This window comes from Sanguibacter gelidistatuariae (genome assembly GCF_900096585.1).
Lineage (GTDB): Bacteria > Actinomycetota > Actinomycetes > Actinomycetales > Cellulomonadaceae > Sanguibacter > Sanguibacter gelidistatuariae.
In genome coordinates, this window is the sequence record NZ_FMYH01000001.1 from 624,625 (window position 1) to 638,148 (window position 13,524).

Here is a 13,524-nt window from a genome sequence, read left to right on the forward strand (position 1 = left end):
AGTGGAGTGGCCTCCAAACGTGTCTGGTGTCCCGACACGCCGCTAGTCTGCGTTTGCGGCTTCCTGGACCCAACTCGGGCACCAGGTGATTCCTTCGCAGTAAGTCGTGATGACGCCCTTAGAGCTACGGCACGCGGCTGCGCGCGCGGCGGATGAGTAGCCGAGCAGTGCGCTTCCTGACATCGTCTGACCGTCGGGCGCCCCGTGTGAGCGGGACGCCGCACGGGGCGCGGCATTCAGTACGTGAAGCGGGCCACCTGGCTGCGGAGGTCTGTCGCCAGGTCGGCGAGCTCGACGATCGCACCCCGGCTGTTGACAAGCGCGCGCGTCGTCGTCGCGGTGGCGTCCGAGACCCCGGTGATGCTCAAGGCGATGTCGGTGGACCCGCCGGCGGCTTCCGACACCGAGCGTGACATCTCGTTGGTCGTCGCAGTCTGCTCTTCGACGGCGGCCGCGATGGTCGTCTGGAAGTCGTCGATGCTCGCGATGATCGACGAGATCTCAGCGATGGCCGACACAGCACCGGCCGTGTCGGACGAGATGGTCGTGACGCGGCGCGAGATGTCCTCGGTGGCTCGAGCGGTCTCCTGAGCGAGCTCCTTGACCTCGCTCGCGACGACCGCAAATCCCTTGCCGGCCTCACCGGCTCGTGCCGCCTCGATCGTCGCGTTGAGCGCGAGCAGGTTCGTCTGCGCGGCGATGCTCGTGATGACCTTGACGACGTCGCCGATCTCGGCAGACGACGATCCGAGCCTGGACACCATCGACGTCGCGGCAGCGGCGGCAGCGACTGCCTCAGTGGCGACGCGGGCGGCGTCGTTGGCGTTCTTCGCGATCTCTCGGATCGACACGCCCATCTGCTCAGCCCCGGCCGCGACGGTCGCCACGTTCCCGGACACCTCACCGGCTGCCGCGGAGACCGCACCTGACCGGGCGGAGGCCGCCTCGGCGGACGTGGCGATCTGCGCAGCGGTGGTCTTGAGCTCGGTCGACGCTGCGGCTACGGCGTCCGCGGAGGCGCCTATGGCGGCGAACGCTCCACCGACGGTCTCGGCTGCTTCGTTGAGGGCGGTGGCCATCTGGCCGGTCTCGTCACGGCTGGTGGCTGGCACGCGCACACCGAAGTCGTTGAGCGCCATGCGCTGCAGCCCGTCGCGGACGCGGCGGATGCCGGTCATGATCCCGCGTGCCGTGACGACGGCGAGCGCGATGCCGAGGAGGACGGCGAGAAGAGCGACGACCAAGGTGGTGGTGCGGGTGCTGGACGAGATGCTTTCGCGTTCGGTCACGAGCTTGTCGACGCGTGCGTCGACCGAGGTGACGAGCTCGTCCATGCCGCCGGACAGCACGAAGTAGATATCCCACTTCTCGCCCGTCGAGACGGCGTCACCGGCGTCGAGCTCCTCGTCCGCCCAGAGGCCGAGAATATCCTCGTTGTACTCGGCCATCTCGGGCCACGACTCTGCGATGACCGCGAGGCTCGCACGGCCCTCGTCCGTGAGCAGGGACTGGTCGATGTCGAAGACCTTCTCGAACTCGACGACCGCGGCGCGATACGTCTTGACGTTGTCGCCGTCCGGGGCCGCAGCCACGGCGCCGCCGTCGACGCGTGACTTCCACGCGGTGATGTTCTGCCAGTTGGTCGCCCACAGGAGCTGGTACTTGGCGTCGGCGACGTCCATCTGCACGCCGACCGCGGCGGTCACCCGGTCGTCGATATCCTTGACGCGCTCCTGACCGACGAGGGCGACGCCGCTGACCAGCCCGAGCCCGAGGCCCATGAGAGCGACGGTCACGCCGATGCGGGTGGCGATGCTGCGGTCTCGCCACCAGCTGGACGGTGTGCTCGCCGTGGTCGGTGCGGAATCTGTGGTCTTCATGTGGTCGTGTCCTTCGAGTCGGCGGGGCACGACGCGGCGCTCCTGCTCCTGGCACGACCTATCGGCGACGGGGCTCCGCTGATGAGCGAACTGAGCTCGCGTGTTCGGGAGTGCTGATCCGGCCTGTGGAGCCATGCGCTCGCGCATCTGACGCCGCACGCGGCTGAGCGCAGCTCGGCGGGAGGCGTTCGACCGTACGCCTCAGGGCTGTGGCCACCGGTTTCAGGTTCGTCGCCGTTCAGCTGCTGACGCACGGTGCTTGCGCTGCTTGCGAGTGCGACGCCTAGATCACGCTGCTGCGCCTCGCTGAGAGGGTCGAAGACCAGCTCTCGCACCCGTTCGACGTGGCCGGGCGCGCTGTCGACGACCTTCTGCAGCCCAGCCTCGGTCAGCGTGTAGCGCCCGCTGCCGGGGTCGGGGCGTCGAGCGACCCACCGGCGCCGCTCGAAACCGACCATCACCTTCGACAGTCGGGGCTGGCTGCTGTTGCACTGCGCAGCCAGGTGAAGTGCAGGCCCACGGCGTCGTGCGCTCCGGCGGGGCTGAGCCACAGGCGGTCGGCAGTCATCGTGCGGATCTCGTCACCTGTGGACGCTGCGTTACGGCACAGGAGAGGGGGCGTCGCCTGTCGGCGACGCCCCCTCTAGCGCACGATCAGGTCAGGCGCGGGTGCCCAAGCGGCGACGCAGAACGACGAGCGCCGCACCGAGCGCCAGCAGGAGCGCTGCGACTCCGAGCAGCGGTGCCGCCTCGGCGCCGGTCGCGGCCAGGGCTGGCGCCGCAGCGGCCACGGTCGGCGCCTCCGCGATCGTGAGTGCGGCGGCCTGGATGGCCCCCGACTGCTGGCCGACGGCGACGAGAGTGTGCTCGCCGGCCCCGGCCGCGGCGAGCTGCTCGCCGGTCAGCTTGATCTGGGCGACACCGTTGACGACGGGGAACGTGCCGATGAAGAGCTGCTCCGAGAAGAGGTAGACGTCGACATGCCAGTCGCGGCTGTCCCCCCAGGCGAGGGGGGCGAGGCTCGGGAACAGCGCGGCTGTCGGGCCGGGTGCGGGCGCCACGAAGGGCGCGGGGAGGGCGCTACTGCCCACTGAAATACCTCCGCGGCGGAGATAGTCCATCAGCTCAGCGGTGGTGCGCGGGTCGATGGGGGCGCGCACGACGGGTGGCGGCGCCTCGACCGCAGTGGTGAGGCCGGTGGTGACGCTCGTCGTTGCGAACTGTGACAGGGTGCCGGTGACGATGACGCCGAAGCGGCGACCGAGGTCTGCGGGAGCGAGGGTGTAGATCTTGCCGGTCGCCCCCTCGACGAGGTGGCTGCTCGTGCCGTCATGCCAGAACCACTGGTAGCTGAACGCCGTGCCGACCGGCCATCCGTACGTCTCGGCCTCCAACGTGCCGTTGATGAACTGCTGCCTCACCTGCGCCACCCCGTCCATCGGCCACAGGGCGAGAGGCACGATAGGGGCGGTGAGTGCGCTGTTCACGGTCGCCGTCGTCTCATCTCCGCGAATGCCCATGACGGCAACGCCGATCTGCACGCCGATGTCGGGCGACGCGTACACCCGTTGCGTTGCTCCGGCGATGGGTTCGCTCTGGCCGTCGCGGACGGAGAACCACTGGAAGCGCAGCGAGTCCGCGTTCCAGCCCTGAGTGTCGGCAGAGAGCGGCTGGTATTGCATCGGCGTGCCGCTGATGGTGACGGTTCCCGTGACGAGAGGCGGCAGCTCCGGCGCCGGCGCACCGCCGAAGCTCGTGGCAGCCCCGTTCCAGCTCATCGTAGAGAGCGTGGTCGTGGCGCTGGCCGGGACACGGACGCCATAGGCCACAACACGTGGGTTCGACTGCGCGGTGAGCAGATCGAGCACCTCACCGAGCGTTCGGTCCGCGGAGCCGGTCTCAGCGCCGATGTCGCCGCTGAAGGTCCAGCGGTCGGCAAGTCTCACCACGGTGCTGCCCGAGACCGGGTCGACCGGGCTCAACGTCGTGACGGTCTCGTTCGCGCCGAAGGAGACCTGGACCAGGCCGAATGTCGGACCGCTGCCCGCTGCGGTGGTCCAGCCGAAGCTTGATCCGGTGATGGACGCCGAGAAGTCGGTGAGCGGCAGCGGGGACACGAGCCCGTTCAGCAGCTCTGCCTCGCCTCCGATCACGAGCGACCCGGGGGTGTCGGTGAGGGTGTGGCCCGCGTCGCTGGCACCGAGGTGCCAACCTGTTGTGGTCGCGTTCGCGCGGATGTCGGCCGCGGTGACGGCAACCGCCGACTCAGCCTGTACCGGCAGAGCCGCGGCGACGGCCGCCCCACCGACGACGGCCAGAGCGAGGACGAACGCGAGCGCACGTGACGTGTGCCGTGTGCCTGAATGGGCCGCCAGGGGCATGGGTTCCATCGCTTTCGAGAGGCTGGGAAAGGTCGAGAACCAACCTAGCCGCGGGCGCGCTCCTGGCGATGGGAATCGTGGAAACTAGCGACCTAGGTCGCTAGGGTCGGTTGCGGAGGCGCTGTCAGCGCCCCAGCACCCGGTCCAGATAGTCGTTGGCGAACACTCCGGCCGGGTCGAGCCCGTCGGCCAGCGCTGCGAACTCACCCAGCCGCGGGAAGAGCTCGGCCAGCCGTGCGGCGTCGGTCGTGAAGAGCTTGCCCCAGTGCGGGCGCGCGTCGAAGGGCGCCAGAGCGGCCTCGATGGCCGGCAGCAGCGCCTCGACCTCGGTCTGGCGCGGCAGCCAGGTGAAGTGCAGGCCCACGGTGTCGTGCTGGCCGGCGGGGCTGAGCCACAGGCCGTCCGCGGCCATCGTGCGGAATTCGATGATCTGCAGGAGCGGGACGATGCGCTCGCGCAGCGCCCGCACGGCGGCGATCGCGGCGACGGCGTGCTCGCGCGGGACGAGGTACTCGCTCTGCAGCTCGGCCCCGTTGCTCGGGGTGAACTCTCTTCTGAAGTGCGCGAGGCGCTCGTGGCCCGGCCCGGGCACGCCCAGCTGCTCGGAGCAGTTCTCCGCGGAGATCCCCGGCAGCGGGTGCAGGGCCACGGCTGCGCGCCGCGCGCCGAAGAAGTCGTCGCCGTAGCCGAGGTCGCCGGTCTCGCCGAGGGCGTCCACCCGGCTCTTGAGCCACACCTGGTCGGCGGCGTCCTCGCGCAACCGGGTGAACACGCTCACCGAGTACGCGGCGCCGGTGATCGCGTCGAAGTTCTGCTCGAGGCTGGCCCACGGCAGGTCCTGGTAGACGTCCTGGCGGACGTCGAAGGTCGGCTCTACCGCGAGGGTGATGTGGGTGATGATGCCGAGCGCGCCCAGGTGCACCACGGCCGCGTCGAAGGGCACGGGGCCCTCTTCGTCGCGGCGCAGGGTGAGGAACTCACCGGTCCCGGTGACCAGCTCGAGCCCGACGACGGCACCGCCCAGCCCCTGGTTCCCGTTCCCCGACCCGTGGGTCGCGGTCGCGATGGCCCCGGCGATCGAGATGTGCGGGAGGGAGGCGAGGTTGTGGACGGCGAGCCCGAGCGGGAACAGCGCCGCGGCGAGGTCCCCGTACCGGGTGCCCGCGCTGACCCGCACGGTCGGGATGCCCGCGGCGGTGGTCCCCAGCTGCAGGTGACCGGCCGCGACCGGCTCGAGGTCCTCGAGGCTGACCAGCAGCCCCGAGGTGTCGGCGAGGTCGTTGAAGCAGTGCCGGCTGCCCAGGGCGCGCAGCCGGGCGGTGCCCGCCGGAGCCCCCGATGCGGCGTCGGCCATCGCTGCGCCCGCGGCGAGGACGAGGTCACGGACCTCCGCGACCGTCGTCGGGCGCACCACCCCGTGTGCGGAGTAGCTGAGGTTGCCTGCCCAGTTCGTTCCTGCGAGCGTCGCTGCGTGTGTTCCTGCGGACTTCGTCGTCACGTCTGTCGTCACCACTTCTGTGTGTCTGAGCCGGAAATATCCGGAGGCGAGACCATGTCTTCGGTCTGGCGCTGCTCATTCTCGCCCGCCTTGTTGCGCTCCTCAAGCTCGGCCTGGCGCTGCTCCTCGGGGGACGGCGTCGGCTCGGCGGGCGTGGGGTCGCCCGGATCGCTGGGGTCGCCCGGATCGCTGGGATCCGACGGGTCGCTCGGGTCCTGAGGATCCTGCTCGCCCTCACCGCCGCCGTCCGGGGGAGGCGGGTTCTCGAGCGCCTCGCGCTTCTCCCGCGCGGTCGTCTCCTTCTCGACGTTGCGCTCGGCTGCCGCGGTGTCGTCCGGGCAGTCGTTCCACGTCCGGACCTCGTTGGCCTTGCGGTAGAGCGCCTCGGACTCCAGGTACGTCGTGATCGCGAGGTCCTTGTACTGGCCGGGATCGGGTGCGGTGCCGTCGGTCGGGACATCGGCGCCGAGCGCATCCAGGGCGATCTGCTCGCGCTTCATCCGCTCGACGTGGGAGTCCGCGACCGCCTGGGTCACGTCCCCCTTGAGCTCGTGGGCGATCGCGAGGTTCGTCTGGATCGCACAGATGGGGGGGACGTCGCCGTCGGGCAGGTTCGTCATGTCCTCCGGCGCGGCCGGGGCCAGGCCGTGCGCGAGGAACAACGTGGCGATCGCCGCGTCGAGATGGTCGCCCGCGAGCTGCGCGGTGCCCTCGTTGAAGTACACCTTCCACTTCTCCGCGACGTTCCACGTCTGCAGCGTGTGGAAGGAGGACTCGGCGCCGTCGAAGTCGCTCGAGGCGTACTTGTCCTGGGCGGCGCCGGCGATGATCGGGACCGACAACGCCTTCCAGATCACCACGAGGGCGACCAGGATCACCGGGGCGGACCACAGGAGCATCCGCCGACGGCGCGCCAGGCGCTTCCCGCGGACCCGAGCCACCTGGTCGAACTCGTAGATGCGGCGGCGCTCGGCGGCCTGCTGCTCGAGCTGGGCGCGGCGAGCGGAGCGCCGGTCGGCCGGTACAGGCGCCCGGGAGGACGCCTTCGACGGGAGGTCGGGGCTGTTCAGGTCAGGCATGCTCGACTCCGACCTTGCGTCCGAGGTGGGCGCCTCCGGCTACGGCCTCGGCTGCGAGCAGCACGGAGAGCAGCAGGGCGAAGGGCCACAGGAGCATCTGATAGGACGTCAACGACCGGCGGCCGTCGGCGGCGATCTGCTCGGGGTCCAGCCCGGCGATCATCTGGGTGGTCTCCCCGGCGGTCGTGCGGTGGACGAACTCGACTCCGAGCTCGTCGGCGAGGGCCGCGAGCTCGACCGGGTCGTAGATCGACAGGGCGTCGGGGCTGCCGGGGAGGGACTCGTCCTTGAGGTAGGTGCCCTCGGTGCCGTCGCCGGCAGCGGAGAGGGCGTATTCCTTCATCCGCCCGCCTTCCTCGGTGCCGTAGCCCAGGACCGCGCCGCCGTCGATGAGCGGGGCGAGGTCCGCGAAGGACCGGCGGTCGCCGTCAGCGGTGTTCTCGCCGTCGGTCATGAAGAAGACGAGGCGGATGTTGGAGGGGTGCTGCTCGGCCGAGGCGGTCAGCGCCCGGCTGAGCTCGTCGAGCGGACGGTCCACGAGGGAGCCTTGTGAGCGCGCGGTCACCTCACGGTCCATCGTCTGGGTCCAGGACTTCACCGCCCGGGCGTCGGTCGTCAGCGGGAGCTGGCGGCTCGCCTGGGAGTCGAAGGAGATGATCGAGTACCGGGCCCCGGGCACGTCGGCGACGAGGGAGTTGATATCGGCGCGGACCCCGTCCAGGCGTGGGGAGGTGCCGTCGTAGTCTTCGGCGGCCATCGACCCGGTGCGGTCCACGACGAAGAACATGTCGACCGCGGTGATGGACGTGTCCATGGTCGTCCGCGGCAGGCTCGGCCCCACGCCGATGACCGCGACGACGACCACGATCGCGAGCCTGCGCAGCCAGGACCAGGCCTGGTGGCGCCCGGCCGGGCTGTTCTGGCGGAAGCCTTGGACGGCGAGGGTGCCGGTCAGGACGAGCAGCGGGATGACGACGATCACCAGCAGCGCGACGGGCACGAGTGGTTGCAGGATCATTCGCGGAGCCTCCATTGCACCAGGACCAGCCCGACGACGGCGACCAGCACCCAGGCGAACCACGGGCCCGCCTTGTCGGTCGAGGTGACCTCGGGGGTCGCGTCGAGGTCGACCGCCTGCTGGGCCTGGACCTCCTTGACCATCTCGTCGACGGCGGTGGGGTCGTCGCTGTAGTAGTATCTGCCGCCGGCCCCCTCGATCGCGTCCTTGTACTCGCCCGCGTACTGGGCGTCCGGGCCGAAGTCGCCGGCGCCGTAGAGGCCGTTGATCGCGATGCCACGCTCCTGCGTGAAGTCCACGGCCTCCTGGAGCGTGTAGATGGGGGTCCCCATGATCTCGTTGTCGGTCGCCAGGACGATCGAGCGCGAGCGTTCGGTCTCGGACTCGTCGAACTGCATGGCGCAGTTGGCCAGCCCGTCGCCGATGAGCGAGGAGCCTTCCATGGTGCCCATCGTCCCCGCGGAGAAGAGCAGGTACTTGTCGATGAGGTCGTTGTCCTCGCTGTAGAGGACCTCGGGGTCGAGCGCTTCCTTGGCCGCCTCGAGCTCGTCACGGACGAGGGCGTAGTCATCGGTCAGCGGAAACACCGTGCGCGAGGTCGAGTTGAAGATCGACAGGGCGATCCGCTCTCCCTCGAAGCTGTCCACCAGCTCGGCGAAGACGTCGACCATCTCCATGTCGTACTCGATCATCGAACCGGACACGTCGAGGCAGAGCACGATGTCCCGGGTCGCGAGCTTGGAGTTGGAGACCGCGATGTCGACCGGACGGGCCGCGATGAACGCCGACGCGAGCGCCCCGAGGGCGATGGCGGCGATGCCAGCCCACTGCAGGCCCCGGTAGCGGCGCACCCACGAGCGGAACTCGGGGATCTGCTCGACGTAGTCGGAGTTCGCGACCCAGACGGCTTCTTCGGTGGGCTTGATCGTGGGGTTGCGGGCGAAGTACCAGGCGAGGCCGCCCGCGGCCGCGACCACCACGAGCACGACCGCGATGGCCCACGGCCACGCGATCGACGAGGTCACCTGCTCGGCGGCGAGGATGCGGCCGGCGGGGCCAGCGGGGCCAGCGGGGCCGGCCGCGAAGAGGACGGCGCCTGTTGCGGTCACCACGAGGAGATCACGGTCCTGGCGCCGTCGAGGCTCTCGGCGCCGGACTCGGCGGTGAACTTCGAGAACGCCGGCTGGTAGTACCCGGCGATGAGGTTGGCGAGCCGGCCCGCGCCGGTGAGGTGCTCGATGTCGGTCAGGGTCATCACAGACGTGTCCACTCCTCGTCGAAGTCCCGCGAACTCACGCACGATCGAGCTCAGCCGCAGGTGCAGCTCGCGGACGTCGATCTCCTGGGCGTGGAACGCCCGGTCGGCCTCGTCGACCTGGGCCAGGTACGTCAGGCGCAGGTCGACGAAGGGATCCCCGCCGGCCGCGTACGCCGCGGGAGGCGGCGCCTCCGGCAGGTCCGCCTCGGTGCGTCGGTGGCGGGTGTGGACGAAGACGAAGACCAGCCACGCGGCGATCGCGGCGATCAGGGCGATGCCGGTGACGGTCCACCACACGCTGAAGTCGACGGGCGCGACGATGTCATCGATTGGCACGACGTTGCCTCCCCAACAGCTCGATGAACTGGGTGATCGCGTGGTCGGAGCTGTCCGCGATCATCCCCTGGATCTGCTGACGGCGCAGCAGCTCGGCGACCATCCTGCGCCGGGCGAGGACCACCTGGTCCCCGGAGTGCTGGAGGTTGCGGCGCTGCTGAAGGTACGGCGGAAGCTGGAGGTCGGCGTCGACGTCGCGCACCGGCTTGTGGGTGGGGCCGCCGGTGAGGGTGAGCGCGGAGGCGTCCGCGACGGCCAGCACCATGACCTCGTGGCGCACGCGCAGCTGGCGGAGCAGCCGCTCGTGGCCGGGCTCGGGCCGAGCCTCGTCGGTGACGACAATCATGAGGGAGCGACGCTGGAAGGCGTTCATCGCCCGCTCGAGCGGCCGGTTGAGGTCACTGGGCGGGGCGTCGATGTCGTAGGCGTTCGCGATCATGTGGAGCATCACCTCGAGCTCCTGCGTGCTCGAGCGCGGGGGACGCTGGATGAGCCGCTCGGAGTCGCCGGCGACCATGGCGACCCGGTCTCCACGGTCCCGGGCCAGGTAGGCGACGAGCGAGGACATGAACAGGGCAACCTCGGACTTCTCCTGACCGCCGGCGGCCAGGGCCGCCATGTTGCGCCCGGTGTCCACGACGAGCACGAGGTTGAGGTTCGACTGCCGGGCGAAGCGCCGGATGATCGGGATGCCCGCGCGGGCGCTCGACTTCCAGTCGACGTCGCCGACGTCGTCCCCGGGGGAGTAGAGGGACAGGTCGTCGAAGTCCTGCCCGTGCCCCTTGAGCAGGGAGCGGTGGCGTCCCTCGAGCAGCCCCGCGGCGCGGCGCGCGAGGGGCAGGTCGAGGCGAGCCCGCACCTGTGCCAGCCGTGAGATGTCGTTCATGTCGGGTGCCGGTCGCCTCAGGGAGTCGGGACGGCGTCGAAGATCGCGTCGATGAGCTGCTCCGGCTGGACGTTGTTGGCGAGCGCGTCGAAGGTGCGCACCAGGCGGTGTCGCAGGACCGAGTGGCGGACGGCCTTGACGTCGTCGGGAATGACGAAGCTGCGCCCGGCCTGGATCGCGAGCGCCTGCGCGACGCGCATGAGGGCGATCGAGCCACGGGGGCTGGCCCCGACGCGGATGTGGTTGGACAGTCCCTGGATGGGGCGCGGGCCGGAGAACCGGCTCGTGTTGATGACGTCGACGATGTACCGCTTGATCGACGTGTCGACGTAGACGTCGTCGACGAGGCGCTGGAGGAAGCGGACGTCGTCGAGGGAGATCGGCTCGACCGTGATCGGGGCGCTCTGGCGACCGGAGGAGATCCGCTCGAGGATCTCGACCTCGTAGTTCGCGGCCGGGTAGGTGAGGACCTCCTTCATGAGGAAGCGGTCCATCTGCGCCTCGGGGAGCACGTAGGTGCCCTCCTCCTCGATGGGGTTCTGCGTGGCCAGCACCATGAACGGGTCGGGCAGCGGGTACTCCACGCCGCCGATCGACGTCTGGCGCTCCTGCATCGCCTCGAGCATCGCGGACTGGGTCTTCGCGCTCGACCGGTTGACCTCGTCGAGCAGCACGAGGTTCGCGTGCACCGGACCGAGCTGGGTCGTGAACGAGCCGGTCCCGTAGTTGTAGATCTGCGTGCCGACGATGTCGTTCGGCATGAGGTCCGGGGTGCACTGGATGCGGTGGAACGTGCCGCCGACGCCCGCGGCGAGGGTCTCGGCCGCCGTCGTCTTCGCGAGCCCGGGGACGCTCTCCAGCAGGATGTGCCCACGGCTGATGAGCGAGCTCACCAGCGCGGTGCGCAGCGCCTCCTGCCCGACGACGCGCTGATCGAACACCGTGGCGACACGGGCCAGGAGAACCTTGGCCTGGTCGAGGTCGGCGGGGGAGATGCTGCCTTGGCCTGAACTCATGCGGGACGCACCTTTCATCGCTGGTCATCGGGGATCGGTTCAGTATGCCAGCGCGCACCCCGCCTGAGCGGCTCGGCGCATGGACTCAGGTCCCCATCCGCGGTTATCCACCGGGTGCCGGGCAACTTACCCTGGAGGGGTGACGGCAGGCCTGAAGCATGATGTTGTGAAACCCACCCGAGCGCCCCGATCCCTGACCTGGTCGCTGCCGGGTGCCGTGGCGGCGGCTGTGGCTGCGCTCGTCGTCGGCGGGTTGTTCTCCGCGGCCTTCGCGCCTCAGCTCCTGCTCGACCCCGGGACGGTCGTGCGGTGGGGCCTGCCGATCGCCACGGTGGCCTCCGAGCTCGCGATCGCGGTGACCCTGGGTGGCTTGATGCTGGCGGCCTTCGTCGTGCGGCCAGGGGTGGTGCTCAGCCGCACCCTCACCGTCTCCGGGATCGGCGCCGGGGTGTGGGCGGTGAGCGCGCTGGCACGGGTGGTCTTCTCCGGGGCGAACACCGTGGGCCTCTCGCTCGGCAGCGAGGGCTTCGGTGACCAGCTCGGTGTCTACCTCTCCCAGATCCCCTCCGGCCGGGCGCTGCTGGCGATCGCGGTGATCGCCGCGGCGACCGCGGTCCTGGCCCTGCTCGTCTCGACCGCCACGGGTGCGTTGTGGGCGGCCGTGCCAGCCGTCGTCGCGCTTGTGCTGCAGTCCCTCATGGGCCACGCCTCCGGGTCTACCAGCCACGAGCTGGCCGTCTCGGCGATGTTCATGCACCTCGTGGGGGCGGCGGTGTGGATCGGGGGGCTCGCGGTGATCGCGGTGCTGCGCACCCGACGGGTCCTCGACGGCGACGACCTGGCCGTCACGGTCGCACGCTACTCGCCGATCGCCAGCTGGTGCTTCGTCATCGTGGCGATCTCCGGTCTGGTCAACGCCCTGGTCCGGCTCGGCGGCTGGTCCGGACTGAGCACCGACTACGGCGTGCTCATCATCGCCAAGACCGTGTTGTTCGTGGTGTTGGGCGGCTTCGGCTGGGCCCACCGGACGTGGGTCGTGGGCAAGCTGGCGGGTGGCCCCGCCCACGCGACCGCGCTGTTCTGGCGGCTGGTCGCCGCCGAGCTGATCGTCATGGGCGCGGTCAGCGGCGTGGCCGTCGCGCTCGGTGGGACGAACCCGCCCGACGACAACGCCCCGCCCGTCGACCCCACCCCCGCCTACCTCATCACCGGCTACCCGATGCCGCCCGAGCCGACGTTCTCGAGCTGGTTCACCCAGTGGCGCTGGGACGTGCTGCTCGGCTTCGCGTGCGCGGCGGGCCTCGTGGTGTACCTGCGCTGGGTGGTCCGGCTGCACCGGCGCGGCGACTCCTGGCCGTGGCTGCGCACTGCGTCCTGGGTCGTGGGAATGATCGTCATGTTCTGGGTCACCAACGGCGGGCCCGTGGTCTACGGCCGGGTGCTGTTCTCCGCCCACATGCTCCAGCACATGATCCTGGCGATGGTCGTGCCGATCTTCCTCGTCTCGGGCGCCCCGGTCACGCTGCTGCTGCGCGCGGTCCCGGTGCGCAAGGACGGCACCCGGGGCCCGCGCGAGTGGATCCTGGCGATCATCGGTTCCCGCTACGGGCGCTTCTTCTCCCACCCGCTCGTCGCCGCGATCAACTTCGCCGGCTCGATGATCGTCTTCTATTACACCCCGGCGTTTGAGTACGCGCTGTCCACGCACATCGGGCACATCCTCATGACGGTGCACTTCACGATGGCCGGGTACTTCTTCGCCAACGCCCTCATCGGCATCGACCCGGGACCCTCGCGTCCTCCGCACGCCCAGCGCCTGCTGCTGCTCCTGGCCACGATGGCCTTCCACGCCTTCTTCGGCGTGACGCTCATGTCCGGAGATATCCTGCTCGTTCCGGAGTGGTTCGGCCTGATGGGCCGCGAGTGGGGCCCGACGGCGATCGCCGACCAGCAGAAGGGCGGCGGCATCGCGTGGGGCGTGGGGGAGATACCCACCCTGCTGCTCGCGCTCATCGTCGCCGTCTCCTGGTCCAAGGACGACGAGCGCTTCGCCAAGCGCCGTGACCGCAAGGTCGACCGCGAGGGCGACCTCGAGATGGACGAGTACAACGACATGCTCAAGAAGCTCGCCGATCGGGACGGGCGGTCGTAGCCGCGGTCTGCGCGGCCTCC

General features: G+C 70.1%; 10 protein-coding genes. 1 reads left to right on the plus strand and 9 read right to left on the minus strand.

All coding sequences use genetic code 11. The annotated features are described in order from the left end of the window. Positions 1 to 236 precede the first annotated feature (236 nt). The 9 genes from BLQ50_RS02810 to BLQ50_RS02855 all read right to left on the minus strand — a co-directional run bounded on the left by BLQ50_RS02810 (position 237) and on the right by BLQ50_RS02855 (position 11,352). The gene (locus BLQ50_RS02810; RefSeq protein ID WP_245700844.1) at positions 237 to 1,880 is read right to left on the minus strand and encodes a methyl-accepting chemotaxis protein; all 1,644 of its coding nucleotides are present in this window, start codon (positions 1,878 to 1,880) and stop codon (positions 237 to 239) included. 659 nt (positions 1,881 to 2,539) lie between these two features. Then, positions 2,540 to 4,270, minus strand: a complete 1,731-nt coding sequence (locus BLQ50_RS02820) for a hypothetical protein (RefSeq protein WP_139185695.1) — start codon at positions 4,268 to 4,270, stop codon at positions 2,540 to 2,542. 115 nt (positions 4,271 to 4,385) lie between these two features. Beyond that, a complete protein-coding gene (locus BLQ50_RS02825; protein ID WP_245700845.1) occupies positions 4,386 to 5,771 on the minus strand; it encodes a D-arabinono-1,4-lactone oxidase in 1,386 nt (461 codons plus the stop codon). Then, the gene (locus BLQ50_RS02830) at positions 5,768 to 6,838 is read right to left on the minus strand and encodes a hypothetical protein (protein WP_093181045.1); all 1,071 of its coding nucleotides are present in this window, start codon (positions 6,836 to 6,838) and stop codon (positions 5,768 to 5,770) included. The genes BLQ50_RS02825 and BLQ50_RS02830 overlap by 4 nt, the downstream gene beginning before the upstream one ends. Beyond that, the gene (locus BLQ50_RS02835; protein ID WP_175558988.1) at positions 6,831 to 7,856 is read right to left on the minus strand and encodes a vWA domain-containing protein; all 1,026 of its coding nucleotides are present in this window, start codon (positions 7,854 to 7,856) and stop codon (positions 6,831 to 6,833) included. The genes BLQ50_RS02830 and BLQ50_RS02835 overlap by 8 nt, the downstream gene beginning before the upstream one ends. Beyond that, entirely contained in the window at positions 7,853 to 8,968 is a 1,116-nt protein-coding gene (locus BLQ50_RS02840) for a VWA domain-containing protein (protein WP_093181049.1), read from the minus strand. The genes BLQ50_RS02835 and BLQ50_RS02840 overlap by 4 nt, the downstream gene beginning before the upstream one ends. After that, a complete protein-coding gene (locus BLQ50_RS02845) occupies positions 8,962 to 9,450 on the minus strand; it encodes a hypothetical protein (protein ID WP_093181051.1) in 489 nt (162 codons plus the stop codon). The genes BLQ50_RS02840 and BLQ50_RS02845 overlap by 7 nt, the downstream gene beginning before the upstream one ends. Beyond that, on the minus strand, positions 9,437 to 10,336 hold the full coding sequence (locus BLQ50_RS02850; protein WP_093181053.1) for a DUF58 domain-containing protein: 900 nt from the start codon (positions 10,334 to 10,336) through the stop codon (positions 9,437 to 9,439). The genes BLQ50_RS02845 and BLQ50_RS02850 overlap by 14 nt, the downstream gene beginning before the upstream one ends. A gap of 17 nt (positions 10,337 to 10,353) precedes the next feature. Beyond that, complete coding sequence (locus BLQ50_RS02855) at positions 10,354 to 11,352, minus strand: AAA family ATPase (RefSeq protein WP_093181055.1); 999 nt, start codon at positions 11,350 to 11,352, stop codon at positions 10,354 to 10,356. A 79-nt stretch (positions 11,353 to 11,431) separates the two neighbouring features. On the opposite strand from BLQ50_RS02855, the gene BLQ50_RS02860 reads away from it, so the two are divergent. Then, positions 11,432 to 13,504 carry a bifunctional copper resistance protein CopD/cytochrome c oxidase assembly protein gene (locus tag BLQ50_RS02860; protein WP_093181056.1) on the plus strand — a complete coding sequence of 691 codons (2,073 nt, stop codon included), beginning with the start codon at positions 11,432 to 11,434 and terminating at the stop codon, positions 13,502 to 13,504. The last annotated feature ends 20 nt before the right edge of the window (positions 13,505 to 13,524 follow it).

Bases quoted from the DNA above. Each gene is read 5' to 3' on its own strand.
- BLQ50_RS02810 (WP_245700844.1), bottom strand. From the start codon at position 1,880: ATGAAGACCACAGATTCCGCACCGACCACGGCGAGCACACCGTCCAGC.
- BLQ50_RS02820 (WP_139185695.1), bottom strand. From the start codon at position 4,270: ATGGAACCCATGCCCCTGGCGGCCCATTCAGGCACACGGCACACGTCA.
- BLQ50_RS02830 (WP_093181045.1), bottom strand. From the start codon at position 6,838: ATGCCTGACCTGAACAGCCCCGACCTCCCGTCGAAGGCGTCCTCCCGG.
- BLQ50_RS02835 (WP_175558988.1), bottom strand. From the start codon at position 7,856: ATGATCCTGCAACCACTCGTGCCCGTCGCGCTGCTGGTGATCGTCGTC.
- BLQ50_RS02850 (WP_093181053.1), bottom strand. From the start codon at position 10,336: ATGAACGACATCTCACGGCTGGCACAGGTGCGGGCTCGCCTCGACCTG.
- BLQ50_RS02855 (WP_093181055.1), bottom strand. From the start codon at position 11,352: ATGAGTTCAGGCCAAGGCAGCATCTCCCCCGCCGACCTCGACCAGGCC.
- BLQ50_RS02860 (WP_093181056.1), top strand. From the start codon at position 11,432: ATGGACTCAGGTCCCCATCCGCGGTTATCCACCGGGTGCCGGGCAACT.